This is a genomic window from Agromyces sp. LHK192 (genome assembly GCF_004006235.1).
Lineage (GTDB): Bacteria > Actinomycetota > Actinomycetes > Actinomycetales > Microbacteriaceae > Agromyces.
The window spans coordinates 3,429,144-3,454,137 of the sequence record NZ_CP034753.1 but is presented as its reverse complement, the minus strand read 5'-3'; the positions used below and the strand labels follow the sequence as shown (position 1 = coordinate 3,454,137).

Sequence of the window (24,994 nt, the reverse complement as noted above, 5' to 3'; positions counted from 1 at the left end):
CGGGCCGTCGGAGGGTGTCAAGCCCCTATCGTCCGCCCGGGACGTTCGGTTACGCGTGCCGGTCCGGGGGATGTCGGCGGGCGCGCGTACCGTGTCAGCCATGACCGACCGGATGCAGCTGAACCTCGAGCCGCAGGCGCGCTTCGCGCCCGAGGTGCTCGACGACCCGTGCCCCCGCTGCGGCTCCCAGACGGTCCGTGCGATCGTCTACGGCCCGCTCGACTTCGAGGTGGAGGTCTCGCAGGGCGAGGTCGACCTCGGTGCATTCATCGCGGATGCGCCCATCTTCGACTGCCGCGACTGCGGCTTCGAGTGGGGCCTCGCGGTGCGCGAGCTGCTCGGGTAGCCGGGGCTCAGCGACCGCCGCCGGCGGCGGCGTCACCGTTCCCGCCGCCATCGCTGGCGCCGGCCTCGTCGAGCAGCTCCTCGTGGATGCGGCGGAGATCCTCCATGAGCGATCCGATGAGGATCCAGTTGCCCGACTTCGGCGTCGAGAGCACGAGCGGCGATGTCAGTGCCGGGACGACGGAGGTCGGCGGTTGCGGATCGACGTCCGCCAGGTGCACGGCGAGCCGCACGTCGTGGGCGGCCCGCCGGAGCTGTTCGGCGATGGCGGCGACGGTCGGCTCATCGGCCAGCGACGGGTCGTAGTGGTCGACCACGGCTCGGGTCATGCCGATCACCTGCGTCACGATCGGACCGATCCGGTCGAGCAGTGCGCGATCCTCCGCCAGCTCACCGCGGTGCGCCGAGCGTCGCGGGTTCAGCATGAGCGACTCCTCGGCCGCCGAGATCGATGCGTCGGCGGCATCCCGCATCGGCCGCAGCAGCCGGGCCTCGATCATCGTCTGCTGCATCTCGCGGGCGCCCTGCGGCGACTCGAGCGCCGACGCGAGCCGCTCGAGCGAGCCCGCCAGCTCGCCGCCGAGCAGGGAGAGGTCGGCGCGGGCCGGGCGCAGCGCGACGGGCGGCACGATCACCACGTTCACGATGATGCCGATCACCGCCCCGATGAGGGTCTCGAGCACCCGGTCGAGCGCGTACTGCGGCGACGTGCCGCCGAGCGCGAGCACGAGCATGGCGCTGATCGCGACCTGGTTCGCCGTGCCCGCGGTCATGCGGAGCGCCCACGCGATGACGAGAGCAACCATGATCGCCACGAGCACGACCCACGAGGCGTCCCCAAGCACGAACGAGAGGCCCGTCGCCACGAGCACGCCGAGGATCACGCCCACGCTGCGTTCGATCGCCTTGCCGAGCGACTGGTTCACGCTCGGCTGCACGACGAGCAGCGCGGCGATCGCCGCGAACACGGGCAGCGGCCCCGGGATCAGCCAGCCCGCGATCAGCCAGGCCGCGATCGTCGCGACGGCGGCCTTCGCGACCTGCAGCAGCGGCTGCCGCTTCGCCGCGCGGAACGTCGTCGCGATCCCCATGACCCAACGGTAGCCCTCGCCCCGCCGCCTCGACGGGTGCAGCGGGCGTCGGCCGAGGCATCCGCCCGATCGACGCCGTCGGCCGTGCGTGGAAGGATCGCCCCATGCCCGATCGCCTGATGCTGCTCGACACCGCCTCGCTGTACTTCCGTGCGTTCTACGGGGTGCCCGACAAGATCCGTCGCGCCGACGGCACGCCGGTCAACGCCGTGCGCGGACTGCTCGACATCATCACGAAGCTCGTCACCGACTTCGAGCCGACGCAGGTCGTCGCCTGCTGGGACGACGACTGGCGGCCGGCCTGGCGGGTCGAGCTCATCCCGAGCTACAAGGCCCACCGCGTCGAACGCGCGGTCGACGGCGGACCCGACGTCGAGGAGGTGCCGCCTGGGCTGGTCAAGCAGGTGCCGCTCATCCGCGAGGTGCTCGGACTCATCGGCGTGCCCATCGTCGGGGCCGCCGAGCACGAGGCCGACGACGTCATCGGCACGCTCGCGACCGGGGCATCCGTGCCGGTCGACGTCGTGACCGGCGACCGCGACCTCTTCCAGCTCGTCGACGACGACGCCGGGATCCGCGTGATCTACACCGCGCGGGGCATGAGCAAGCTCGAGGTCCTCACGGACCGCTCCGTCGTCGAGAAGTACGGGGTGCTGCCGCAGCAGTACGCCGACTTCGCCGCGCTTCGCGGCGACACCTCCGACGGGCTGCCCGGCGTCGCCGGCGTGGGGGAGAAGACCGCGGCCGGGCTCCTGCAGACCTTCGTCGACCTCGACGGCGTGCGCGAGGCGGCGGCGTCGGGTGCGCCCGGCATGTCGGCCGGCATCCGGGCGAAGGTCGCGGCGGCAGCCGACTACCTCGACGTCGCGCCCAAGGTCGTCGAGGTCGCGCGCGACCTCGACCTCGGCGGATTCGACGCGACGATCCGGCCCGTCGAGGGCGAGCGGCTCGAACGCCTCGAGGCGCTGGCGACCGAGTGGAACCTGGGCGGGTCGGTCGCGCGGGTGGTCGCGGCGTTCGGCTGAAGCCGCGGCGCCTCAGATCGACACGTCGCCCGGGGGAGTGAGCGGACCTTCTCCCGGCTGCGGATGCCACGCCGGCGGCATCGGCCATTCGACGCCGGCGTCGGCCGCGACGAAGGCCGCCCAGGCGTACGCCATGAGCGCGATCGCGACGGCGCCGAGCACGGCGCCGGCGAGGCCCGCGCCGGCGCCGAGCGGCGAGCCGGCGTCGCTCGCTTCCCCGTCGTGCGGTCCGTCGTGGTCACGCTGCGCGGTTCCGCCGCGGCGGCGCAGCCGGAGCCATCCGACGCCCCCGAACCAGACGGCGAGTGCGCCGAAGCCGGCGATCCACACGAGGCCGAACGGGCGGCCCCACAACGGTGCGGTGAACGCGAAGATGACGGCGCCGACGCCGAGCACGAGGCCCGTCCACGCCATGAGCGCCGACCATCCGGGCCCGTCGACGGCGCCCCCGCCCCAGATCGGCGGCTCGCCGCTCATCGGATGCTGCCCGGGACGGGCGCTCCGGCACCGTGCGCTGCGTGCTGGGTCATGACCTCGACGGTACCGCGACCCTGGCCGGGCCAATTGTCGTTATTTCCAACAAAAAGGCTTGCGCGCGGCCCGGGGCGTGACGTACTCTCGCTTCCACGTCATCGAAGCGCTTCGAAAATCGAGGCGCCGACGACGCCGAGGGGTCCAAAGGGGGGTACCGGGATGGTGACGATCAGCGATGTCGCGAAGGCGGCTGGCGTCTCCATCTCGACCGTCTCCTACGCCCTCTCCGGCAAGCGTGCGATCGGCGCGTCGACACGATCGCGCATCGCGGACGCCATCCGCGAGCTCGATTACCAGCCGAACGCCGGTGCACGCATGCTGGCCGGCGCGAGGACGAACATCCTCGCGCTCTCGGCCCCGATCCACACCGACGGGCACCTGCCCACGCACATGCGATTCGTCACCGCCGTCGTCGACACGGCGCGCAGGCACGACTACGACGTGCTGCTGCTCGCCACGGACGACGACGTCTCCGGCATCCGACGCGTCGCCGCGTCGTCGCTGGTCGACGGTGTCGTCGCGATGGGGGTCAAAGCCCATGACGAGCGCGTCGACGTCGTGCGTCGTGCCGCGCTGCCCGCCGCGTTCATCGGCATCCCCGGCGACGACGGCCGGGGCGGCGACGGCGTCGCCTGCGTCGACCTCGACTTCGAGCGCGCCGGGAGGCTGGCGGTGTCCACACTCGCCGAGGCCGGCCACCGGGTGATCGGTGTGGTGGGGCATCCGCCCACCTACCTGGAGCGCGGCACGGGCTTCGTGCAGCGGTTCAACCGCGGACTCGAGGCCGAGGCCGCGGCCCGCGGCATCCGGCTCGACGTCGTGACTCCGACCCTCGCCCGAGGCGACGCCGAACGTCAGTTCGACGTGCTGCTCGAGCGCTCCCCCGATCTGACGGCCGTCGTGTTCCACTGCAACGAGCCGGTCGTCGAGGCCGTGCTCCGTCGGGTCGGCCAGCTCGGGCTCGAGGTGCCCGGCGACCTGTCGCTGTTCGCCGCGTGCGCGAGCTACGACACCTCGCACCTCGTCGTCCCGCTCAGCTGCATCCCACTGCCACTCGACCAGATGTGCCGCATCGCGGTCGAGTCGGCCCTGCGCCAGGTGCGCGGGGCGGACGCCTCGGGCGTCGAACTCATCCCTCCCGTCACAGAGTCCCGCGGATCGGTCTCGCGGCCGCGGCTCTGAGGCATCCGCTCGCAACGTTCCATCGCACCGAATCGAATCGCACCTCGGTCGACGCAGCAGCATCGTCGAAGCGCTTCGACAACTCCACGACCACCCATACCGCACCACCGAGAGGAACCCACCATGCGAATCACCAAGCGCGGCATCGGCGCCGTCGCAGCACTGGCCGCCACGGCCGCACTGCTCACCGGCTGCACGAGCGGCGGCGAGTCCGACCCGAACACCCTGAAGCTCTGGCATTTCGAGGGCACCGACAGCGATGTCGGCATCGCCTGGAACCGGGCCATCGAGATCTTCGAGGAGGAGACCGGGGCGACGGTCGAGTACGAGGACAAGAGCTTCGAGCAGATCCGCTCGACGGCCAGCCAGGTGCTCAACTCGAACGAGGCTCCCGACGTCATGGAATCGCCGAAGGGCAACGCGACGGCTGGCCTCCTCGCGAGCCAGGGCCTGCTCGCCGACATCACCGACGCGGTCGAGGAGTACGGCTGGGACGACATGCTCGCCCCCTCGCTGCAGACCACGGCGAAGTACACCGACGAGGGCATCATGGGCTCGGGCCCCTGGTACGGGGTCCCGAACTACGGCGAGTACGTCACCGTGTACTACAACAAGACCGCGTTCGACGAGCGCGGCCTCACCGAGCCGACGACCTACGCGGAGTTCGAGGAGATCCTCGACACGTTCGCGTCCGAGGGCATCACGCCGCTCGCCGAGGCCGGAGCCGAGTACCCGCTCGGCCAGCTGTTCTACCAGCTCGCGCTCTCGCAGGCCGACCGGCAGTTCGTGAACGACTACCAGCTCTACGAGAACCCGGTCGACTGGACCGGCCCGGAGCTCACGTATGCGGCCGAGAAGCTCGCCGAGTACGTCGACAAGGGCTGGATCTCGAAGGACTCCACCGGCCTCAAGGCCGAGGACATGGGCGTCGGGTTCATGAGCGGCGAGTACCCGATCATGGTGTCGGGCTCATGGTGGGCCGGACGCGTGATCAACGAGGCCACGACGTTCGAGTGGGACACCTTCGCCTTCCCCGAGTCGACGCTCGTTCCCGGTTCCTCGGGCAACATCTGGGTCGTCCCCGAGAACGCCGCGAACAAGGACCTCGCCTACGAGTTCATCGACATCACCATGCGTCCCGAGATCCAGGCCCTCATCGGCAACAACGGCTCGATCCCGGTCGCCGCGGACCCCGCCGACATCACCGACGAGAAGTCGGCCGCACTCATCACCGAGTTCAACACGGTGGTCGAGCAGGACGGCCTGTCGTTCTACCCGGACTGGCCCACGCCGAACTTCTACGACCAGCTCGTCGCCGCGTTGCAGGAGCTCGTCAACGGCACGCTCACGCCCGAGCAGACGCTCGAGCAGCTCGGCACCGAGTACGAGGACGGTGTCGCCGACATCGTCGGCTGACCCGGTACGGCCGAGCCCGGCACAGCCGGGCTCGGCCACCCACCGAAAGGAACCACAGTGGTCTCCACACTCGCCACACGGTCGCCGGGTTCACGGCGCGCCGACGGCATGAGCGCCATCTCGGGCGTGCGATCGAGCGGATTCTGGTTCTACCTGATCCCCGGCCTGCTGCTCTTCACGTTCATCATCCTGATCCCGCTGGTCTGGAACGTGTACCTCAGCTTCACCGACTGGCGCGGCGTCCGCCCGCCCGAGTTCATCGGCCTCGAGAACTGGATCGAACTGTTCCAGGACCAGAAGTTCTGGGCGTCGTTCCGCAACTCGCTCTCGATGATCGTCGCGATGGTGATCATCCCGACGCTGCTCGGCCTCGTGCTCGCGGCGCTGCTCTTCGACGTCATCGGCCGGAAGTTCGGCGGACGCGTCGCGAGCTTCCTCCGCGCGACCTATTACCTGCCGCAGATCCTGCCCGTCGCGATCGCCGCGATCGTCATCGGCTGGATCCTCCGCCCGGAGAACGGCGCGCTCAACACGATGCTCGAGACGGTCGGCCTGGGCGCGCTGCAGCACAACTGGCTCGGCAGCCCCGACACGGCGATGCTCTCGATCATGGCCGTGATGGTCTGGGTGCAGATCGGCTACCCGGTGGTGATCTTCATGGCTGCGCTCCAGCGGGTGGATCCCGAGCTGTACGAGGCGGCCGAGCTCGACGGCGCCGGCTGGTTCCAACGGTTCCGCTACATCACGGTTTCGGCGATCCGCCCCGAGATCTTCGTGGTGACCCTGACCTGCACGATCGCGGCGCTCAAGGTCTTCGGGCCCATCTACGCCCTCACCGGCGGCGGGCCGGGAACGGCGACGATCGTGCCCTCCTACTACTCGTACATCCAGTTCTTCCAGAGCCAGCAGGTCGGATACGGCGCGACCATCGCCACGGCGCTGACGGTCGTGGTCGTGCTGGTCGCCATCGGCTTCATCCGCCTGCAGGCCCGCGTCGAGCGATCGGAGAGTGAGCGCTGATGTCGCACATCGACCGCACCATGGTCAACGAGGTCGCGCCCGTCACGCCGCTGTCGGCGGCCGGAGCGGGCACGGTTCCGCTCGTCGGCGCCGACGGCGCGATGACCCCGGGTCGCGGAACCGGTCGCACGAAGCGCGCCGGGCGCGATCGAACGCCCGGTGCGCGCAAGACCGCGAAGGACTGGATCTGGCTCGGCGTGGCGATCGTGTTCGGCATCGTCGTCGCAGTGCCGTTCATCCTGATCCTCATCAACTCGTTCAAGTCGCCGACCGACTACAACACGTCGGGGCCGTTGATGCTGCCGAAGGAGCTCTACTTCGACGGCATCGTGACGTTCTGGAACCGGGTCGACTTCCCGCAGAAGCTCTGGAACAGCTTCCTGATCTCGGGGTCGGTCGCGGTGCTCGCGGTGGCGCTGTCGGTGCTGAACGCGTACGCGCTCGGCATCGGGCGGGTGAAGTACCGGACGGGCATCCTGCTGCTGTTCCTGCTCGCGGACCTCATTCCGCAGGAGGCGCTGCTCTACCCGCTGTACTACATGTTCAAGTCGGTGGGCCTCTACGATACGCAGCTCGCGATCATCATCATCTTCACCGTGATCCAGGCGGCGTTCGGCACCTACCTGCTGTCGAGCGTGTTCGGCACCTTCCCGAAGGAGGTGCTCGAGGCGGCCGCCCTCGACGGCGCGGGCCGACTGCGCACGCTCGTGAAGGTGGTGCTCCCGATCAGCAAGGGCACGCTGTCGGTGCTCCTCATCTTCTTCTTCATCTGGACGTGGAACGAGTTCCTGATCCCCCTCACCTTCCTGATCTCGAACGACAACCAGACGGTGCCGGTCGCGATCACGACCCTGCAGGGCGACCGGCTCATGGACGTCACGACGACGAGCGCGTCGGCGCTGCTCGGCGTTATCCCGACGCTGATCTTCTTCCTCATCTTCCAGCGCACGCTCACCCGCGGCATCACTGCGGGCGCGGTCAAGTAGCGCGCGTCGCGCCCACCTCGCGAACGTCGCCCCACCGCAGGCGAGTCGCGCCCACCTCACGAACACAACGGATGCCGCCCGCCGCGGCCCGTGCGAAAGGAACACCCCTCCATGAAGTTCACCGACGGGTTCTGGCAGATCAGGCCGGGCATCGAACCCCTCTACGGCCGGGAGGCGTACGACATCTGGGCCGATGGCGAACACCGGCTGCAGGTCTTTGCGACGACCGGGGTGATCGCCAAGCGCGGCGACACGCTGAACCGCCCGCTGCTCACGGTGACGCTCTCCTCGCCCCTGCCCGACGTGATCGGGGTGCGCGTCGAGCATCACGCCGGAGGGCCGAAGCCGCAGGGCTTCGACCTCGTCGGTGCGCGGGAGGGGCACGGGGTCGTCGTGGTCGACGACACCGGCGGGATGCTCACCTCGGGGCGGCTCTCGGTGCGGGTCGCGCCCGGCGCCCCGTTCGGGCTCGCGTTCGAGGTCGACGGGCGCCCGATCGTCACGGCCGGCGACAAGTCGATCGCGAACATGCGCGTGCGCCCGGATGCGCAACTCGACGGCGTGCCCGTCGGCAACGCTCGTGAGGGCACGCCACGGGCCGCGGCTCCCGCGTACACGGTCCAGCAGCTCTCGCTCGGCGTCGGCGAACTCGTCTACGGGCTCGGCGAACGGTTCGGGCCGCTCGTCAAGAACGGGCAGACCGTCGACATCTGGAACGCCGACGGCGGCACTTCGTCGGAGCAGGCGTACAAGAACGTGCCGTTCTACCTCACCAACCGGGGCTACGGCGTGCTCGTGAACGACACCGGGCATGTGTCCTACGAGATCGGATCCGAGGCCGTCGAGCGGGTGCAGTTCTCGGTGCCCGGGGAGTCGCTCGAGTACTTCGTGATCTACGGCGGCACGCCCGCCGGGGTGCTCGAGCGGTACACCGAACTCGTCGGCAGGCCGGCTCGGGTGCCCGCCTGGTCGTACGGCCTGTGGCTGTCGACCTCGTTCACGACGGACTACGACGAGGCGACCGTGAACCGCTTCGTCGACGAGATGGCCGCGCGCGACCTGCCCGTGAGCGTGTTCCACTTCGACTGCTTCTGGATGCGCGAGTTCAACTGGTGCGACTTCGAATGGGACCCGCGGACGTTCCCCGACCCCGACGGGATGCTCTCGCGCCTGCACGCCAAGGGCCTGCGCGTGTGCGTCTGGCTGAACCCGTACATCGGCCAGCGCTCGAAGCTCTTCGCCGAGGCCGCCGAGCGCGGATACCTCGTCAGGCGCCCGGACGGCTTGGTCTGGCAGTGGGACCTCTGGCAGGCGGGCATGGGTCTCGTCGACTTCACCAACCCGGACGCGACGCGCTGGTACCAGGATCACCTCCGGGCGCTGGTCGCGCAGGGCGTCGACTGCTTCAAGACCGACTTCGGCGAGCGGATCCCGACCGAGGTCGAGTACTTCGACGGTTCGGCGCCCGACCGCATGCACAACCGCTACACCCAGCTCTACAACGAGGCCGTGTTCGAGGTGCTCGAGCAGGAGCGCGGCGCGGGCGAGGCGGTGCTCTTCGCGCGATCGGCGACCGCCGGCGGTCAGCGGCTGCCGGTGCACTGGGGCGGCGACTCCACCTCGACGTTCGAGTCGATGGCCGAGACGCTGCGCGGCGGGCTCTCGCTCGCGCTGTCGGGGTTCTCGTTCTGGAGTCACGACATCGGCGGCTTCGAGGGGACACCGGATGCCGGGGTGTTCAAGCGGTGGGTGGCGTTCGGCCTGCTCGGTACGCACTCGCGCTTCCACGGCTCGGGGTCGTATCGGGTGCCGTGGGCGTTCGACGACGAGGCGGTCGACGTGGCCCGCGTCTTCACGAGGCTGAAGATCTCGCTCATGCCGTACCTCTACCAGCTCGGGCTCGACGCCTCGCGAACGGGGGTGCCGGTCATGCGGCCGATGGCGCTCGAGTTCGCCGACGACCCCGGCGCGGCGTACCTCGATCGCCAGTACATGCTCGGCCCGTCGTTGCTCGTGGCACCGGTGTTCGATGCATCTGGCGATGTCGAGTTCTACCTGCCTGCCGGGCGTTGGACGAACTGGTGGACGGGCGAGCTCGTGACCTCGCCCGGCTCATGGCGACGTGAGCGCCACGGGTTCGACACCGTTCCGCTGTACGTGCGGGAGGGTGCCGTGCTCGCGATCGGCGCCGACGTGACCTCGCCGGAGTCGGACTACTTCGACGGGCTCACGTTGCGCGTGTACCCGGGCGCGACGGATGCCTCGGGCACGACGGTGACGGCACCCGACGGGCGGTCGGCACGGTTCTCCGTGTCGGGGGAGACCGTCTCCGCCGAGGGCGAGGCCGGCGACGCCTGGGGGGCGGAGTTCGCCTGAATCGCCCTCGATGCGGGCGGGCGCCCGGCGGCCTCGGCTGCCGGGCGCCCGTTTCGGTGGTGGTCTCAACCGATCACTGCGTCACCCTGGGCGCTTCGATCGTAGCGACGCAACCCGGGCAGCTACCCGCGGGGGCGTCGCGGCCGCTCGGCGCCGCAGCTCGCGATACACAGTGGTCCGTGAGATTCGGAAGAGTTCGGCAAGTTCTGCCTGCGTGTGGGCGCCTGCGTCATGGAGCTCGAGCAGATGCTTGCGTTGCGATACCGAGAGGTTTGGTTGCTTGCCGCGGAGTCGGCCCTTCGCTCTGGCGACGGCCATTCCTTCGCGTGTGCGCGCACGAATCAGATCGGCTTCGAACTCGGCCACCATTCCGAGCACATTGAAGAGGAGCCGACCGACAGGATCTGCGGGGTCGTAGACGCTGCCGCCAAGGCTGAGGGCCACGCCTTTGGTCGTCAGTTCATCGGCGATGTCGCGGGCGTCCGGCAGTGATCGCGCGAGTCGTTCGAGCTTGGTCACGACCAGGGTGTCGCCGCGGCGGGTGGCGGCCATCGCTTCGCGCAGGCCGGGGCACGATTGGAGCCGGTGAGGCCGTGGTCGTCGTAGATGTTTCCGGGTCGACGCCGAGCGTGGTGAGGCCGATTCGCTGCGCGGTGAGGTCTTGCTCGTTCGTCGAGACTCGGGCGTAGCCGATCTTGATTGCGCTCATGGGATCAGGGTTGCAGTTAGGGAGCCGTCATCAGGCATTTCATCGTGCGGGTCTTACGTACATCCGATGCGCCGCTCCTGATTGAGATCCTCGTCGCCGCTCGGATGCACGGTGAGGGACCGGCTAGCGGGCATTCGCGGGCTGCGTCGAACGCGTCGGCTATGGTCGTTGCCATGCCGACCGCGAGGACTGACTCAGGGGCGTCAACGTTCGACGAGACGGTCGGCGAATTGTCGTGGGACGGTGAGGTCCGGGGATACGTGCTGTTCCACGTTTCGGGTCGCGGCGGTCTTTCCTGGAGTAGCGACCGGCCCTGGCGTATCACCCGCGAAACAACTGGGTGGGTCGACGTTGAACAATGGATGGTGGATGACTCCGGAGCGTTCACCTACAACCGCGATCTTTCGGGCCCCGAGTCGGCCTTCTCGTGCACTGCCACAGGAAAGTTTTGGCTGGCTGCGGCGCAGGTGGGCGAGAAGACGCCAGGTGCCGAGGATGAGGTCGAGGTCGATTTCCGCTGGCTAGTCGGAGACGAAGCGCGACGCACGCTTGCAAATCTTGTGGGCCATTAAACGGCTGTTCAGGATCCCTTTAGGACGCGGGCCCGTCCTTGCGGTTGCTTCGGCGTAGGGAAAGCAAGCCACCAATCGAGGCCAAGACCAAGCAGGCCATCGCGAATACGGTGAGCCACAACGCTTCACCGGCGATGCCGACCAGGACTGAGATCGCACTGACCAGGCCGATTGCGGCTCCGATGCCAAGCAAAACCCACCAGAAGGCGAAAGAACGCGTCAGTCGGTTCATACCCGGATGGTCGCACGCCGTGGGTGCGGCGGCAATCGCACCACACCGTGTTCGATCCGGGATCCCTATGTGGGATGGTGAGCAGTCCTGAGTTCTGGTCGGAAGCGGTTCGCGGCTGTGTCCCAGCCGAGGACGCGTCGGGGTCGGGTGTTGATCCGGTCGGCGATGTCGTCGAGCTGCCGGAGTGAGAACCGGTTCAGGTCTTCGCCTTTCGCGAGGTACTGGCGCAGGAGCCGGTTGGTGTTCTCGTTCGATCCACGCTGCCAGGGGCTCCGTGGGTCGCAGAAGTAAACCTGCATGCCGAGCTCGGCGGCGAGCTCTTGGTGCTCTGCCATCTCGCGGCCGCGGTCCCAGGTCAGCGACAACCGCAGCGCTGGCGGTACGTCGCGGAGGTTCTCGACGATGGCCCGGCGTACCGCGTCGGCTTTGTATCCGTGCGGAAGCGGAACGATGCGAACGAACCGGGTCTGTCGTTCGACGAGAGTCGCCACGGCCGATGGGCGACGGCCCATGCCGAGGTCGCCTTCCCAGTGGCCGAGCACGGTTCGTTCGTGCACTTCGACTGGCCGGGCATGGATCGGAGTCATGTTCCGGAGCCGTCCGCGTCAGTGCGAGGACTGGACGGGGCGCGGCCGCCTCACTGATCGGCCCGACCGAAGATGTCTCGCCGTCCCATCGAGTTCTCTGCGCGAGGTGATGTAGATCGTGCGGTAGATGCTCTCGTGCGAGATCCACCGTGTCGGATCTAACGGGTATTGCCGGCGCACCAGGCTGCGATCTGCTCGGGCGACCAATCAGCTCGAGCTTGGAGCGGACCTCAGCGAGGAGTACGGGATCAGCGCCGCGTTGTCTTTGGGGGCCGGGCGCGGTGCGTGGCAGCCTCATCTGCCGTCACTGCACGGTACGCCTCTCCGCCGCCGTTGCGGTGGATCTCGCGAGAGATCGTCGACGTTGACCGGTGCAGCCGCGCTGCGATCGCCCGCGCGGAGAGCCGGCTGCGATCCCACGGGAGACGTCCTCGCGCTCGAGGACAGTCAGATGCGATTCGGAACGGCGTCTCTTCGGTGGGCGAACGCCAACAGTTCGGCCGAGATACGCGTGCACCGTACTTGGCGCGCAGCCCAGCGACCTCGCGATCAGCCGCGTCGAGTCACCAGCGCGCCTTCGTCGCCATAACTCGTCTTCCTAGATGCTCGAGAACGCCATCGGCTACCTCCAACCGGTCATCATCCTCCTGATGATGCGGTGATCGGTTGAGACCGCCGTCGTCTGCGGAGACGCAGGCGAGGCTGCGGGGCGGCTGCGCGCCCGCGCTCAGCGCCTCGCGATCGTCGACCCGCGGATCACGAGTCGCACGGGCAGTTGGTGCTCGCCCGGGTCGGGCTCGGTGCCCTCGATAGCCTCGAAGATGCGCCTGGCCGCGGTTCGGCCGAGCTGCTGGAGGTTCGCGTCGATGCTGGTGAGCTCGGGACGGGCGTTGACCGCGAGCACCTCCCAGTTGTCGTAGCCGATCACGGCGACGTCGCCCGGGACGTCCTTGCCGAGGTCGCGCAGGGTGTCGAGCACGCCGCGGGCGATCTGGTCGGACCCGCAGAAGATGCCGTCGATGTCGGGGTGCTGTTCGAGCAGCATGGCGGAGGCGTCGCGGCCCCACTGCTCCGACCAGGTCGAGTACCTGACGTCGCCGACGAGTTCGAGGCCGGCCTCTGCGAGGGCGGCGCGCACGCCGACGGCGCGGTCCTGCGCGGCGGCGTAGGTCGGGTCGCCCGTGATGTGGGCGATGCGGGTGCGTCCGCACGAGATGAGGTGCTCGATGGCGAGCCTGCCGCCCGAGACGTTGTCGGGGGTGACCGAGACGTCGGTCGGGTCGTCGGAGGGGGCGTACGCGTAGACCACGGGGACGGGCAGGTCGTGTCCGAGGGAGGGTCGCGGGTCGGTCTGGCGCCCCACGACGATAATGCCGTCCACGCGCCGGTTGAGGAGCGCCTTGAGGTGGTGCTGCTCGCGGATCGCGTCGCCGCGCGCGTCGCAGAGGAACACGTTCACCTGGCCGGCCCCGAACGCGTCTTCGGCGCCCATGAGGATCGGGATGACGAATCGGCCCTCGAGGTCGCTCGTCAGCAGGCCCACGGTTCCCGTGCGTCCGGCGATGAGGCTCCGGGCGAGCTGGTTGGGGGTGAACGCGAGTTCGGCCGCGGCGCGCTGGACGCGCTCGCGCGTCGCGGGCGCCACCTGGTCGCGACCGTTGATGGCCTTCGATGCGGTGGCGAGCGAGACGCCGGCGGCGCGCGCGACGTCGCTGAGCGTCGCAGCCCTGGACGCCGCCTTCGCGGGGCCGTCGGTTCGCGCCATGTGCACCTCCTGCGGAAACGGTATCGGAATCGTTGCTTGACGGTCGGAGCATCCACAGAGTAGCGTGCCGAAAGGCCTTTCGGAAATTTCGGATCGAGCCGCCCGAGCACCTCGGCGGCACGCCGTTCGACGGGTCGCTGCATCCCCATTCCGGGCCGATGACGGCCCCCACTCAACGACGAGCAAGGAGACACAGATGACCAGGAACTTCCGTCGGATGACGCGGGCCACGGCCCTGCTCGCCGCCGGCGCGCTCGCGATCGGGCTCGCGGCCTGTTCGAGCGGCGACGGCGGGGGCGAGTCCTCGAGCCTCGCCGACGCGGGCGCCGAGGGGGTCGACGACGGCACGACCCTCACGCTCTGGACCCGCGCACCGCTCGAGGCGCAGGCCAACCTCCTCGTCGACGCGTACAACGAGTCGCACGAGAACCAGGTCGAGCTCACCGTCGTGCCGAACGACGACTACGTCGCCAAGGTGGGTGCGGCGGCCGGCTCCAACGGCCTGCCCGACCTCTTCGCCGCCGACATCGTCTACGTGCCGAACTGGGTCCAGCAGGGGCTGTTCCAGGACCTGACGGCCAACATCGACGGCTTCGACTTCAAGGACTCGATCAACCAGGGCCACCTCTCGGCCGGAACGTACGAGGGCAAGGAGCACGTGCTGCCCTTCGTGCTCGACCTCTCGATGCTGTTCTGGAACAAGGAGCTCGCGACCGAGGCCGGGCTCGACGCCGAGACCGGGCCGGCGAACCTCGAGGAGTTCGCCGAGTGGGCGAAGGCCATCCAGGCGCTGAACAAGCCCGACACCTACGGCACGGCCACCGGACTGAACTGCGGCGGATGCCTCGTGTTCACGTGGTTCCCGAGCAGCTGGGCCGACGGCCAGGACGTCCTCTCCGAGGACGGCACCGAGTCGCTGCTGAACAGCGACACGGCCAAGGAGATCTACGGCACCTGGAAGGACCTCTGGGACTCGGGCGCCGTGCTGCCCGCCTCGAAGGACGAGGCCGGCCCCACCTGGACCGCCGCGTTCACCGAGGGCAAGGTCGGCATCATGCCGTACCCGGCCACGCTGCTGTCGTCGACCCCGTTCGACGTGGGCGTCTCAGGCCTGGTCGGCCCGGAGGGCGGCGCCTCGACGTTCGTCGGCGGTGACGGGATCGGCGTCTCGAAGGACTCCAAGAAGGCCGCACAGGCGTGGAACTTCCTCAGCTGGATGATGTCGGAGGAGGCGCAGGTGCAGGTGCTCGCCAAGAACAACGACGTCGTCTCGCGCTCGGACCTCGCCGACAACGAGTACTCCGCGGAGGACCCTCGCCTGATCACGATCAACGAGGTCGCCGGTGAGGGCGACACCCCGGTCGCGATCAACTTCCAGCAGGCGTTCAACGCGCCGAACAGCCCCTGGCTGACCCTCGTGCGCAACGCCGTGCTCGAGGGCACCGACACGGTCGACGCCGACAACGACGAGATCACGGCGGTGCTCTCGCAGTGAGCACCGCCCTCCGTGGCGCCGGGCGGGTCTCGCCCGCCCGGCGCCACCACGCACTGACCGGCTGGCTGTACGCCCTGCCGACGGCGCTGTTCGTGCTGCTGCTGTTCCTGGTGCCGCTCGGGCTCGTCCTGCAGATGTCGGCGAGCGACTGGCCGCTGCTCGGCGGCAACCGGGGATGGAACTTCCCCGACAACTACGTCGACGCGGTCTCGAACCGGTTCTTCATGGACTCCATCTGGTTCACGCTGAAGTACACGGTGCTGACGACGGTGATCCTGCTCGTGCTGAGCCTCGGGCTCGCGCTGCTCGTGCAGGAGTCGACACGGTGGAAGGGGTTCCTGCGCACGTCGTTCCTCGTGCCGAGCGCCCTCGGCCTGGCATCCGCCTCGCTGCTGTTCTACGTGCTCTACTCGCCGTACGCCGGGCCCTTCGCCGACCTGATGGAGCAGTGGGGCTTCACCTTCCTCGGCACGCCCGACGGCGCGCTCTGGTCGACGATCTTCCTCATCGTCTGGCGGTACGCCGGGTTCTACATGCTGCTCATGCTCGTCGGCCTGCAGGGCATCCCCGACGACGTCTACGAGGCGGCGCGCATCGACGGGGCATCCCGCTGGCAGTCGTTCCGGTCGATCACGATCCCGCTGCTGCGTCCGACGCTCGCGATGACGACGGTGCTGTGCGTGACGGGCTCGCTGCTCGCGTTCGAGCAGTTCTACATCCTGACCAAGGGCGGCCCCGACAACTCGACGATCACGGTCGTGCAGCTCATCTACAGCATCGCCTTCCAGGGCCAGAACGACCTCGGCGTCGCCGGCGCGCTCTCGGTGATCGTGCTGCTCGCCCTCGTCGTGATCAACATCGCGCAGATCCGCGCGTTCAGCAGGAAGGCGGAGGACTGATGTCGACGACCGCACCACGCCGCTCGCGCGATCCGCTCGCCGCCGCGCCGCCGACCGACTCGACGATCGCGCTCACGGCGCCCGGCCACCGCTCGTCGGCGCGATCCGGCTCGGCGGGCCGGAAGGGTCCCACGACCGTCGCGGGAATCGCGCTGCGGATGCCGTTCTGGGTGCTCACCGCGGCGCTCGCGATCATCTTCCTGTATCCGCTGATCTGGACCGCGATCTCCAGCGTCTCGCCGCTCGCGGGCACCAACCAGACCGACGGCTGGGGCTTCGGCAACTACGTCACCCTGGCGAACTACCAGGCCGGCATCTGGGTCTACCTGTTCAACTCGGCGTTCGTGTCGCTGCTGACCGTCGCGCTCACGCTCGCGATCTCGCTGCTCGGCGGGTACGCGTTCGCGAGGTTCTCGTTCCCCGGCAAGAACGTGCTGTTCCTGTCGACGCTCGCGATCCTCATGGTGCCGTACGCGACGCTGCTGATCCCGCTGTACGTGCTCCTGAACGCGGTCGGCCTGTCGAACTCGCTCGTCGGCGTCGCGCTCGTGCTCACGATGTTCCAGCTGCCGTTCTCGATGTTCATGATGCGCATCTCGTTCGAGTCGATCCCGCGCGAGATGGACGAGGCTGCGATGGTCGACGGCTGCAACTCGTGGACCGTGCTCTGGCGCGTCCTGGTGCCCGCGGTGAAGCCGGGCATGATCACGGTCGGCCTGTTCGCGTTCCTGACCGCCTGGAACGACTTCATGGCCCCGCTGATCCTCATCAACGACTCCAATCGGATGACGCTGCCGCTCGCGGTCTCGAACCTCCGCGGCCAGGTGCAGGGCGTCGTCGACTACGGCGCCACCGAGGCGGGCGTGGTGGTGCTCGCACTGCCGTGCATCGTGCTGTTCCTGATCCTCCAACGTCACTACGTGCGCGGCTTCATGTCGGGCGCCTTCAAGGGATGAACATGTCACTCACCACTCCCGGCCCGGTCACGGGGCGCGCGCCCGTCGCGCCCGTGGCGCCCTCGACGAGCGCCCTGCGCCCGCTCGGCCTCGACGAGGTCGCGATCACCGGCGGGCCCTGGGCGGCGCGCCAGCAGGTCAACGGCACGGCGACGCTCGACCACATCGAGGGCTGGCTCGAACGAGAGGGCTGGATCGCGAACTTCGACCTCGCCGCCGCGGGCACGCTGCCCGAGGGGCGTCGCGGCCGGGAGTTCAGCGACTCCGAGGTGTACAAGTACCTGGAGGCCGTCGCCTGGGAGATCGGCCGGCTCGAGGCATCCGCTGGAGCCGGTGGTCGAGGAGCGGGCGAGCGCAGCGAGGACGCGTCTCGAGACCCCGCAGCTCGCGCCGCCGCGCTCGACGCCCGGTTCCGGGCGATCGTCGATCGCGTCGCCGCCGCCCAGGAGCCCGACGGATACCTCAACACGCGCTTCGGCCGCCCCGGTCAGGGTGCTCGTTGGACCGACCTCGAGTGGGGGCACGAGCTCTACTGCCTGGGCCACCTGTTCCAGTCGGCGGTCGCACGGGCGCGCACGAAGCCGGACGCCGACGACGGGTACGTCGAGCTCGCGCGTCGCGCCGCCGACCTCGTGTGCGAGGTGTTCGGCGAGGGCGGCGACGAGCGCATCTGCGGACACGCGGAGGTCGAGGTCGGGCTCGCGGAGCTCGGCCGCACGCTCGGCGAGCCGCGCTACCTCGAGCAGGCGCGCATCTTCGTCGAACGGCACGGGCGCGGGTCCCTCGCCGACATCGAGTGGGGCCGGTCGTACTACCAGGACGACGTCGCGTTGCGCGACGCCGAGGCGCTGCGGGGGCATTCGGTGCGCGCGAACTACCTCGCCTCCGGGGCGGCCGACGTCGCGGTCGAGTCGGGCGACGACGACCTGCTGCACGCCCTCGCCGGCCAGTGGGACCGCACGGTCGAGCGGCGCACCTACGTGACCGGCGGGCAGGGCTCGCACCACCAGGACGAGGCGTTCGGCGAGGACTGGGAGCTGCCCGCCGACCGCGCCTACTCCGAGACCTGCGCCGGCATCGCCTCGGTCATGTTCAGTTGGCGGCTGCTGCTCGCCTCGGGCGGCGCGCGATACGCCGACCTGATCGAGCGCACGCTGTACAACGTCGTCGAGACGTCGCCGGATGCCTCGGGCACCGCGTTCTACTACGCGAACACGCTGCACCAGCGCACGCCGGGGGAGCCGGCCGACCCCGACGTGGTGTCGCCCCGCGCGCACTCGTCGTTGCGGGCGCCGTGGTTCGACGTGTCGTGCTGCCCGCCGAACACGGCGCGCACGTTCGCGAGCCTCGCCGCATACCTCGCGACGGCGGATGCCTCGGGCATCCAGCTGCACCAGTACGCGCCGTCGACCATCCGGACCAGGCTCGACGACGGGCAGGAGGTCGCGCTCGACGTCTCGACGGCGTATCCGGCCGACGGAACGGTGCGCGTCCGGGTGCTGACGGATGCTGCGGCGCCGTGGCGGCTCTCGCTGCGGGTGCCGGCATGGGCCGAGGGGGCATCCCTCGTGGTGCGCCCCGCCGACGGCGGGATCGAGCAGCGGTTCCAGGACGACCCGCGCTCGGATCCGCACGGCGGCGCCGGGTACCTCGCGTTCGAGCGGGCGTTCGCCGCCGGCGACGAGGTCTCGCTCGAACTGCCGATGGCTCCGCGCTTCACCGCACCCGACGCGCGCATCGACGCCGTGCGCGGATGCCTCGCCGTCGAGCGCGGGCCAGAGGTGTTCGCCCTCGAGTCGGTCGATCTCGCGGGCACCGCGCTCGAGGTATCCGACTTCGCCGACCTGCGGGTGGATCCGGCGGTCGCGCCGGCGGCGTCGGACGGCGACCGGCGACCCGTCGTCGCGCTGGTCGACCAGCGCACCGGCGCCCGCGCGGAGGTGCCGCTCGTCGCGTACCACGCCTGGGCCGAGCGCGGCCCGTCGACCATGCGCGTCTGGGTGCCGGTGCTGGGGGTGTAGCGCGGATCGCGTGGACGCGGATGGTCGGAACCGGCTGGGAGGACCGACCATTCGTGTCCGCGCGTCGCGGACCGGCTGGCGCGACCCTTGCGCACCATGGCACGCTTGCCAGCATGAGCCGTCGCATCCACCGGGTCGCGGTGCTCGTGCTCGAGGGTGCGAAGCCGCTCGACGTCGGCATCCCCGCGCAGGTCTTCACGACCCGGCAGTCGATGCCCTACGCGGTGCGCGTGTGCGGCGCGGCGCCCGGGCTCGTCACCGGCGGCGACGGTCTCTCGTACCACGTGGCCGACGGGCTCGAGGCGTTCGACTGGGCCGACACCATCTTCATCCCCGGCTACCGGCACCCCGACCGTGAGGACCCGCCGGCCGAGGTCGTCGACGCGCTGCGGGCCGCGAACGACCGCGGTGCCCGACTCGCGGCGATCTCGACCGGCGCGTTCGCGCTCGCCGCGACGGGCCTGCTCGACGGGCATCGGGCCACGACGCACTGGCACTACACGAGGGCGCTCGCGGCGAGGCATCCGCTCGTCGACGTCGACGAGCACGTGCTGTTCGTCGACGAGGGGAGCCTGCTCACGTCGGCCGGCGCGGCGTCGGGCATCGACCTGTGCCTGCACCTCGTGCGCCGCGACCACGGCGTCGCGCTCTCGAACCACGTCGCGCGGCGGCTCGTGGCCGCGCCGTACCGCAGCGGCGGGCAGGCGCAGTACGTCCCGCGGAGCGTGCCGGAACCCCTCGGCGACGTGTTCGCCGCGACGCGCGAGTGGGCGCTGCGACACCTCGCGCAGCCGCTCACGATCGCCGACCTCGCCCGGCACGCCACCGTGTCGCCGCGCACGTTCTCGCGCCGGTTCGTCGAGGACACGGGGTACACGCCGATGCAATGGGTGCTGCGCGCCAGGGTCGACCTCGCGCGCGAACTGCTCGAGCGCAGCGACCTCGGCGTCGAGCAGGTCGCGACCGCCGTGGGGCTCGGCACGGGTGCGAACCTGCGGCTGCACTTCCAGCGGATCCTCGGCACGTCGCCGAGCGAGTACCGGCACACCTTCGCGCGCGGGGAGTAGGGGAGCGCTCGCTCACGCGCGAGGGCGAGCGCGGTGCGCGAGGGTGCTCAGTCGGGGCGGTCGCCCGCGGCCTCGCGCACGAGCACCTCGTGCTCGGTGCGCGCGAGGTAGTCGCGGATGGTGTCGCGGCTGCGTGACAGGCAGGCGATGCGTGACTCGATGCCCGCGAGTTCCTCGGCGAGCTTCTCGGCGACCGACCGCGGGCAGCTCGGCTGCGCCTGGGCCACGGCGTCCTCGAGGCCGACGACCTCCTTCACGAGCTTGGTGGTGAGCCCCGACCGGATGAGTCCGGCGACGCGGTCGACCCGCTCGACGTCGGCCTCGTCGTACTCGCGATAGCCGTTGTCCTGACGGGTGGGGGCGACGAGGCCCTGCTGCTCGTAGTACCGGACGAGACGGGGTGAGACGCCCGCCCTGCGGGCCAGTTCGCCGATGCGCATCACGACCTCCGGGACGGCTTGCACGAAAAGCTTGACATTGACACCAATGTCAGAGTTTAGCGTCGAAGCATGAACGACACCAGCGCCGCCGCAGACACGTCCTCGCACGCCGCAGGCGCGGTCGACCCGTCCGCGGTCGACCCCACCGCCCCGCGCCTGCCCTGGCCGTCGCTGCTCGTGCTCGGCGGGTCGACCTTCACGATGGTGACCGCCGAGATGCTGCCGACCGCCGTGCTGCCACAGATGACCGCCGGCCTCGGTGTCGACGAGGTGCGCACGGGCTTGCTGGTCTCGATCTGGGCGGCCGTCGTCGTCATCGGCAGCATCCCGCTCGTGCGCCTGACCCGCAGGTTCCCGCGCCGCGCCGTGATCGCCTGGAGCCTCGTCGCGCTCGCCGCCTCGTCGGCGCTCACCGCGATCGCACCCGCCTACGAGTTCGTGGTCGGCGCGCGCGTGCTGGGCGCGCTCGCCGTGGGGCTGCTCTGGGCGACCACGAACGCGCATACGGCCGACCTGGTCGCCGACCGCGCGCTCGCACGTGCGATCGCGGTCGTGCTCGGCGGAGCCACCCTGGGCATGGTGCTCGGCACGCCGATCGCCAACCTGGTCGCGCAGGCGATCGGCTGGCGGGCCGCCTTCGGCGCCCTCGCCGCGCTGACGCTCGTCGCCGCGGCGCTGGTCGCGACCGTCGTGCGGCGAGGTCCCCGCGATGCGTCGACGGATGCCGCGCCGTCGCGCGTCGCACCGTCACCCGAGACCTCCGCCGTGCGCCCTGCGATGCGCCCGGTGCTCGCGCTCATCGCCCTCGTCGCGCTGGTGCTCGTCGGGCACTACGGCGCGTACACCTACATCACCCGACTCGTCGAGGATCCGGCCGCGGCCCTGCCGGGCGGCATGGGCACGATGCTGCTCGTGTTCGGGCTCGCGTCGGCCGCCGGCGTCGTCGTGGCGGGCAGGTACGGCGAGCTCACGGGGCGCGCGCTCGTGGTCTCCGCGATCGCGACCGGGGCATCCGTCGCCGCACTCGCGGTCGTCGACGTGCACGCCGTCGTCGGAACCGCGGTCGTGATCGCGTGGGGCGTGGCATCCGGTGCCCTGCCGCCGCTCGCGCAGACGATGATCCTGCGACTGGCCGGACCCGAGGGTCGCGACCTGGCCTCGGCGCTCATCCCCGTCGTGTTCAACCTGGGCATCGCGATCGGCGCCGGCGCCGCGGCCGGCCTCGTCGGCCTCGTCGGCGTGGGAGCGGTGCCGTTCGCCGGTGCCGCGGTGATCGGGGCATCCGCCGTGGGTCTCGGGTTCGCGGTGCGGGGCCCCCGCCGCACTGCGACGAGGGCCCCGCGAACCGGCCGCTCAGCCTCGGTAGATCCCTGACGGGCTGACGTTGCCCGCGACGTCCGTCGCCCGGTACTCCACCTTCACGACGAGCCCGATGCCCACGACGAGCGGCTGTCGGTACTCGGTCCACGGACCCGGATAGGTTCGGCTGCCGACCTTCAGCACGTAGCGGTACTCGATCGCGTCGACGCCCGACGTCGCGTCGGCGGCCGCGAGCGCGAGGCGCTTGATCCATCGCCCGTCTACCGTGCGCTCGACGGTCGGCGCCGTCGTGTCGACGTTCACCGCGACGGTCGTCTCCGCGGAGACGTTGCCGCCCGCGTCGGTCGCCCGGACGAGCACGGTGTGCGCACCGTCGCCCAGCACGATCGGCTCGACGACCGCCGCCCATCCGGCTCCGTCGACGTTCGCCTCGACCAGCGGGGCGGGGTCGACGTCATCGGTCGCGGTCGCGGTGAGCGCGACCGGATCGGTGTACCAGCCGTTGCTCCCGGTCGGGGCGGCCGGGTCGAGCGCGGTCGTCACGACCGGAGCCTGGCCGGCCCGGTCGACCACGATCTCGCCCTCGAGCCGCAGGTCGCGCGACGACGCGCCGACCGCGACGCCGTACGATCCGTCCACGATCGTCCACGCGTCGGCGTCGACGTCCCAGATCGAGTAGGGCTGGTTGCTCGCCGACGAGTCGACGACCACCTCCACCGTCCGGCTCTCGCCCGCGGCGAGGTCGATGCGGTCGAAGCCCACGAGTCGCTTGCCGGGCTCGTCCGCGGCATCCGGCAGGTCGAGGTAGACCTGCGGGATCTCGCTGCCGTCGCGCTCGCCGGTGTTCGTCACCGTGAACGACACGGTCGTCGAGACCGCACCCGTCGCGGCATCCGTCGTCGTCGCGACCGACAGGTCGGCGTACTCGAACGAGGTGTACGAGAGGCCGTACCCGAACTCGAACAGGGGGTCGATGCCCTGCTCGTCGTACCACTTGTATCCGACCTCGAGGCCCTCGGTGTAGTTCACCTGGCGGATCTCGGTCGAGCCCGCGGGCCGCGTCGTCGAGCCGTCCGCGAAGACGCCGGGATACTGCTCGGGCGTGTTCGTCGGGACGTCGGCGAGCGACTTCGGGAACGTCATCGGCAGCTTGCCCGACGGGTTCACGTCGCCCCAGAGCAGCGCCGCGAGCGCCGGGCCGAACTGCTCGCCCGAGTGCCACGCGTGCAGCACCGCGTCGACCTCGTCGATCCACGGCATCTCGACCGCGCTGCCCGCGTTCAGCACCGCGACCGTCCGATCGGATGCCTCGGCGACCGCCGCGATCAACGCGTCGCCGTTGGCGTCGAGATGGAGGTCGGCCAGGTCGGTCGTCTCGCCCATCGTGTAGTGCCCGAAGACGATGGCGACGTCGGCCCCTGCGGCGACCGAAGCGGCCTGCGCGGGGTCCGCGCCGTTGTCGTAGACGACGGATCCGCCGGCTTCGGCGACCCGGGCGGTGATGGCGGTCAGCGGATCGGCGATCGCGTCGCAGTTGAGCGCCGTGCCGCGGATGAAGACGAGGTACCACGCGCAGCCCGTCTTCGCGCTGACGCCGGCGGTCGGCGTGGCCGATGCGGTCTGGCCGATCACCGCCACGGTCGGTACGTCGTCGGCGAGGGGCAGCGCTCCGTCGTTCTTCAGCAGCACCGTGCTCTGCTCGGCCAGCTCACGGGCGAGCGCCTTGTGCTCGGGCGTCGACACGTTCGGGATGGCCGTCGCCGGAACGAGGTGGTCGAACAGGCCCTTCTCGATGTAGGTGTGCACCACGTCGTACGCGGCCTGCTCGACCTGCTCCTGCGTGATCTCGCCGGCCGCCAGCGCGGCGTCGAGTCTGGCCGGCGTGTAGTAGACGGGGCGGTTGAGCTCCTGGTCGAGCCCGGCGTCCATCGAGGCGGCGGTCGAGTGCACCGAACCGAAGTCGCTCATCACGTAGCCGTCGAAGCCCATCTGCTGGTCGAGGCTCGTCGTCAGGATCGGGTTCTCGCAGGCGTAGACGCCGTTGACCTGGTTGTACGAGCACATCAGGCTGCCCGGGTCGCTCTCCTTGACCGCGATCTCGTACGGGAGGTCGTAGACCTGCCGAAGGGTGCGCTCGTCCATGTTCGAGGAGCTCTCCTCGCGATCGGTCTCCTGCTCGTTCGCGACGTAGTGCTTGAGGTTCGCGACCACCGGCTTGTCGGGGTTGCCCTGCTCGAGTCCGCGGACGTTGGCCGCGGCCATGAGGCCCGAGAGCAGCGGGTCCTCGCCGAAGTACTCCGAGCCGCGGCCCGACAGCGGGGTGCGTCCGCTCGCGATGCCCGGCCCGAGCACCACGGCGCTGCGGCTGTCGAACGACTCGCTGCCGTGCGCGGCCGCCTTCTCCTCGCCCGCGGCGAGGTTCCACGTGGCGGCCACGGCGATCGGGCCGGGCCACGCGGTCGTGCCGGCCTTGCCGTAGACGCCGTCGGGGCCGTTGGCGTAGATCACCTCGGGCGTGCACGGCACCTGGGCGGGGTAGACGACCGGGTCCTCGCCGGGGAAGGCGGGGTTCCAGTCGGTCCGCGCCGGACTGTTGGCGGGCTGCTCCACCAGCCAGCGGTACTTCTGGTGCTGGCTGCTCGCCGCCAGCAGGGCCTCTGCCCGTTCCTGCGACGTGCTGGACGTGTCCATCCACGGATACGTCGAGCAATCGGCTGCCGTCGCCGGTGCCGTGGCGGCCGCGACGAGGCCCGCTGCGGCCAGCGCTCCCGCCGTGACCGCTGCCGCGAGGCGATGCATCGCCCGCCGCGGTCGTTGGGTGTTCGAGTCCACGATCTGCTCTCCTTCGTCGTTGAAGGTCGCTCGACAGGCCTGCCCCGCCAAGCCACTCATCCGGTTCCTCGATCGATGTAGATCGATCTACGAATTGAACCGTTCCAATATAACCACGTCCCAC

General features: G+C 70.1%; 21 protein-coding genes and 2 pseudogenes. 14 read left to right on the top strand and 9 right to left on the bottom strand.

Annotation, left to right across the window (positions count from 1 at the left end; genetic code table 11):
* The first annotated feature begins 100 nt into the window (after window positions 1-100).
* Window positions 101-346, top strand: coding sequence for a hypothetical protein (locus tag ELQ40_RS15680; protein WP_127794525.1), 246 nt, complete (start codon window positions 101-103; stop codon window positions 344-346).
* A 7-nt stretch (window positions 347-353) separates the two neighbouring features.
* Here ELQ40_RS15680 and ELQ40_RS15675 read toward each other — a convergent pair whose 3' ends face one another.
* Complete coding sequence (locus tag ELQ40_RS15675; protein WP_127794524.1) at window positions 354-1,436, bottom strand: aromatic acid exporter family protein; 1,083 nt, start codon at window positions 1,434-1,436, stop codon at window positions 354-356.
* Window positions 1,437-1,540: 104 nt separating this feature from the next.
* Between ELQ40_RS15675 and ELQ40_RS15670 the strand changes: the two genes are divergently transcribed.
* The gene (locus tag ELQ40_RS15670) at window positions 1,541-2,461 is read left to right on the top strand and encodes a 5'-3' exonuclease (protein ID WP_127794523.1); all 921 of its coding nucleotides are present in this window, start codon (window positions 1,541-1,543) and stop codon (window positions 2,459-2,461) included.
* Between the two features lie 12 nt (window positions 2,462-2,473).
* Here ELQ40_RS15670 and ELQ40_RS18860 read toward each other — a convergent pair whose 3' ends face one another.
* Complete coding sequence (locus tag ELQ40_RS18860; protein ID WP_164863655.1) at window positions 2,474-2,938, bottom strand: hypothetical protein; 465 nt, start codon at window positions 2,936-2,938, stop codon at window positions 2,474-2,476.
* Window positions 2,939-3,154: 216 nt separating this feature from the next.
* Here ELQ40_RS18860 and ELQ40_RS15660 point away from each other — a divergent pair, with 216 nt between their 5' ends.
* The 5 genes from ELQ40_RS15660 to yicI all read left to right on the top strand — a co-directional run bounded on the left by ELQ40_RS15660 (window position 3,155) and on the right by yicI (window position 9,975).
* Window positions 3,155-4,177: a LacI family DNA-binding transcriptional regulator gene (locus ELQ40_RS15660; RefSeq protein WP_164863653.1), complete on the top strand. Its 1,023-nt coding sequence runs from the start codon at window positions 3,155-3,157 to the stop codon at window positions 4,175-4,177.
* Window positions 4,178-4,300: 123 nt separating this feature from the next.
* A complete protein-coding gene (locus tag ELQ40_RS15655; protein WP_127794521.1) occupies window positions 4,301-5,593 on the top strand; it encodes an ABC transporter substrate-binding protein in 1,293 nt (430 codons plus the stop codon).
* A 108-nt stretch (window positions 5,594-5,701) separates the two neighbouring features.
* Complete coding sequence (locus ELQ40_RS15650) at window positions 5,702-6,613, top strand: carbohydrate ABC transporter permease (protein ID WP_127795350.1); 912 nt, start codon at window positions 5,702-5,704, stop codon at window positions 6,611-6,613.
* Between the two features lie 101 nt (window positions 6,614-6,714).
* Complete coding sequence (locus ELQ40_RS15645) at window positions 6,715-7,599, top strand: carbohydrate ABC transporter permease (RefSeq protein WP_127795349.1); 885 nt, start codon at window positions 6,715-6,717, stop codon at window positions 7,597-7,599.
* Window positions 7,600-7,710: 111 nt separating this feature from the next.
* Window positions 7,711-9,975: an alpha-xylosidase gene (gene yicI, locus ELQ40_RS15640; RefSeq protein ID WP_127794520.1), complete on the top strand. Its 2,265-nt coding sequence runs from the start codon at window positions 7,711-7,713 to the stop codon at window positions 9,973-9,975.
* 81 nt (window positions 9,976-10,056) lie between these two features.
* Here the strand turns inward: yicI and ELQ40_RS15635 are convergent.
* Window positions 10,057-10,684 (bottom strand): annotated as a pseudogene (locus ELQ40_RS15635) (recombinase family protein).
* Window positions 10,685-10,857: 173 nt separating this feature from the next.
* Here ELQ40_RS15635 and ELQ40_RS15630 point away from each other — a divergent pair.
* On the top strand, window positions 10,858-11,256 hold the full coding sequence (locus tag ELQ40_RS15630) for a hypothetical protein (protein ID WP_127794519.1): 399 nt from the start codon (window positions 10,858-10,860) through the stop codon (window positions 11,254-11,256).
* Window positions 11,257-11,275: 19 nt separating this feature from the next.
* Here the strand turns inward: ELQ40_RS15630 and ELQ40_RS15625 are convergent, their stop codons facing one another.
* The 4 genes and pseudogenes from ELQ40_RS15625 to ELQ40_RS15610 all read right to left on the bottom strand — a co-directional run bounded on the left by ELQ40_RS15625 (window position 11,276) and on the right by ELQ40_RS15610 (window position 13,840).
* Window positions 11,276-11,488: a hypothetical protein gene (locus ELQ40_RS15625; protein ID WP_127794518.1), complete on the bottom strand. Its 213-nt coding sequence runs from the start codon at window positions 11,486-11,488 to the stop codon at window positions 11,276-11,278.
* A gap of 65 nt (window positions 11,489-11,553) precedes the next feature.
* Window positions 11,554-12,081: pseudogene (locus ELQ40_RS15620) on the bottom strand (IS30 family transposase); the annotation flags it as partial.
* Between the two features lie 242 nt (window positions 12,082-12,323).
* On the bottom strand, window positions 12,324-12,533 hold the full coding sequence (locus ELQ40_RS19410) for a helix-turn-helix domain-containing protein (protein WP_370296796.1): 210 nt from the start codon (window positions 12,531-12,533) through the stop codon (window positions 12,324-12,326).
* A 269-nt stretch (window positions 12,534-12,802) separates the two neighbouring features.
* Window positions 12,803-13,840, bottom strand: a complete 1,038-nt coding sequence (locus ELQ40_RS15610; protein ID WP_127794516.1) for a LacI family DNA-binding transcriptional regulator — start codon at window positions 13,838-13,840, stop codon at window positions 12,803-12,805.
* 196 nt (window positions 13,841-14,036) lie between these two features.
* Here ELQ40_RS15610 and ELQ40_RS15605 point away from each other — a divergent pair, with 196 nt between their 5' ends.
* From ELQ40_RS15605 to ELQ40_RS15585, 5 genes are all read left to right on the top strand, one after another.
* A complete protein-coding gene (locus tag ELQ40_RS15605; RefSeq protein WP_127794515.1) occupies window positions 14,037-15,335 on the top strand; it encodes a sugar ABC transporter substrate-binding protein in 1,299 nt (432 codons plus the stop codon).
* Window positions 15,332-16,234 (top strand): carbohydrate ABC transporter permease, encoded by a 903-nt coding sequence (locus tag ELQ40_RS15600; protein WP_127794514.1) that lies wholly within the window; start codon window positions 15,332-15,334, stop codon window positions 16,232-16,234. Before ELQ40_RS15605 ends, ELQ40_RS15600 begins: the two co-directional genes overlap by 4 nt.
* Window positions 16,234-17,190 carry a carbohydrate ABC transporter permease gene (locus ELQ40_RS15595; protein ID WP_127794513.1) on the top strand — a complete coding sequence of 319 codons (957 nt, stop codon included), beginning with the start codon at window positions 16,234-16,236 and terminating at the stop codon, window positions 17,188-17,190. The genes ELQ40_RS15600 and ELQ40_RS15595 overlap by 1 nt, the downstream gene beginning before the upstream one ends.
* A gap of 2 nt (window positions 17,191-17,192) precedes the next feature.
* Complete coding sequence (locus ELQ40_RS15590) at window positions 17,193-19,211, top strand: glycoside hydrolase family 127 protein (protein WP_127794512.1); 2,019 nt, start codon at window positions 17,193-17,195, stop codon at window positions 19,209-19,211.
* Between the two features lie 113 nt (window positions 19,212-19,324).
* Window positions 19,325-20,278 (top strand): GlxA family transcriptional regulator, encoded by a 954-nt coding sequence (locus ELQ40_RS15585; protein ID WP_127794511.1) that lies wholly within the window; start codon window positions 19,325-19,327, stop codon window positions 20,276-20,278.
* 47 nt (window positions 20,279-20,325) lie between these two features.
* Here ELQ40_RS15585 and ELQ40_RS15580 read toward each other — a convergent pair whose 3' ends face one another.
* The gene (locus ELQ40_RS15580) at window positions 20,326-20,718 is read right to left on the bottom strand and encodes a MerR family transcriptional regulator (protein WP_127794510.1); all 393 of its coding nucleotides are present in this window, start codon (window positions 20,716-20,718) and stop codon (window positions 20,326-20,328) included.
* A 69-nt stretch (window positions 20,719-20,787) separates the two neighbouring features.
* Between ELQ40_RS15580 and ELQ40_RS15575 the strand changes: the two genes are divergently transcribed.
* Complete coding sequence (locus ELQ40_RS15575; RefSeq protein WP_127794509.1) at window positions 20,788-22,092, top strand: MFS transporter; 1,305 nt, start codon at window positions 20,788-20,790, stop codon at window positions 22,090-22,092.
* Here the strand turns inward: ELQ40_RS15575 and ELQ40_RS15570 are convergent.
* Window positions 22,072-24,870 carry a glycoside hydrolase family 3 C-terminal domain-containing protein gene (locus ELQ40_RS15570; protein WP_205649358.1) on the bottom strand — a complete coding sequence of 933 codons (2,799 nt, stop codon included), beginning with the start codon at window positions 24,868-24,870 and terminating at the stop codon, window positions 22,072-22,074. The two genes, ELQ40_RS15575 and ELQ40_RS15570, sit on opposite strands and share 21 nt — an antisense overlap.
* Between the last annotated feature and the right edge of the window lie 124 nt (window positions 24,871-24,994).

Excerpts from the sequence above, each read along its gene's own strand:
- ELQ40_RS15680 (WP_127794525.1), top strand. The coding sequence starts at position 101 with ATGACCGACCGGATGCAGCTGAACCTCGAGCCGCAGGCGCGCTTCGCG.
- ELQ40_RS15675 (WP_127794524.1), bottom strand. The coding sequence starts at position 1,436 with ATGGGGATCGCGACGACGTTCCGCGCGGCGAAGCGGCAGCCGCTGCTG.
- ELQ40_RS15670 (WP_127794523.1), top strand. The coding sequence starts at position 1,541 with ATGCCCGATCGCCTGATGCTGCTCGACACCGCCTCGCTGTACTTCCGT.
- ELQ40_RS18860 (WP_164863655.1), bottom strand. The coding sequence starts at position 2,938 with ATGAGCGGCGAGCCGCCGATCTGGGGCGGGGGCGCCGTCGACGGGCCC.
- ELQ40_RS15660 (WP_164863653.1), top strand. The coding sequence starts at position 3,155 with ATGGTGACGATCAGCGATGTCGCGAAGGCGGCTGGCGTCTCCATCTCG.
- ELQ40_RS15655 (WP_127794521.1), top strand. The coding sequence starts at position 4,301 with ATGCGAATCACCAAGCGCGGCATCGGCGCCGTCGCAGCACTGGCCGCC.
- ELQ40_RS15650 (WP_127795350.1), top strand. The coding sequence starts at position 5,702 with ATGAGCGCCATCTCGGGCGTGCGATCGAGCGGATTCTGGTTCTACCTG.
- ELQ40_RS15645 (WP_127795349.1), top strand. The coding sequence starts at position 6,715 with ATGACCCCGGGTCGCGGAACCGGTCGCACGAAGCGCGCCGGGCGCGAT.
- yicI (WP_127794520.1), top strand. The coding sequence starts at position 7,711 with ATGAAGTTCACCGACGGGTTCTGGCAGATCAGGCCGGGCATCGAACCC.
- ELQ40_RS15630 (WP_127794519.1), top strand. The coding sequence starts at position 10,858 with ATGCCGACCGCGAGGACTGACTCAGGGGCGTCAACGTTCGACGAGACG.
- ELQ40_RS15625 (WP_127794518.1), bottom strand. The coding sequence starts at position 11,488 with ATGAACCGACTGACGCGTTCTTTCGCCTTCTGGTGGGTTTTGCTTGGC.
- ELQ40_RS15610 (WP_127794516.1), bottom strand. The coding sequence starts at position 13,840 with ATGGCGCGAACCGACGGCCCCGCGAAGGCGGCGTCCAGGGCTGCGACG.
- ELQ40_RS15605 (WP_127794515.1), top strand. The coding sequence starts at position 14,037 with ATGACCAGGAACTTCCGTCGGATGACGCGGGCCACGGCCCTGCTCGCC.
- ELQ40_RS15595 (WP_127794513.1), top strand. The coding sequence starts at position 16,234 with ATGTCGACGACCGCACCACGCCGCTCGCGCGATCCGCTCGCCGCCGCG.
- ELQ40_RS15590 (WP_127794512.1), top strand. The coding sequence starts at position 17,193 with ATGTCACTCACCACTCCCGGCCCGGTCACGGGGCGCGCGCCCGTCGCG.
- ELQ40_RS15585 (WP_127794511.1), top strand. The coding sequence starts at position 19,325 with ATGAGCCGTCGCATCCACCGGGTCGCGGTGCTCGTGCTCGAGGGTGCG.
- ELQ40_RS15580 (WP_127794510.1), bottom strand. The coding sequence starts at position 20,718 with ATGCGCATCGGCGAACTGGCCCGCAGGGCGGGCGTCTCACCCCGTCTC.
- ELQ40_RS15575 (WP_127794509.1), top strand. The coding sequence starts at position 20,788 with ATGAACGACACCAGCGCCGCCGCAGACACGTCCTCGCACGCCGCAGGC.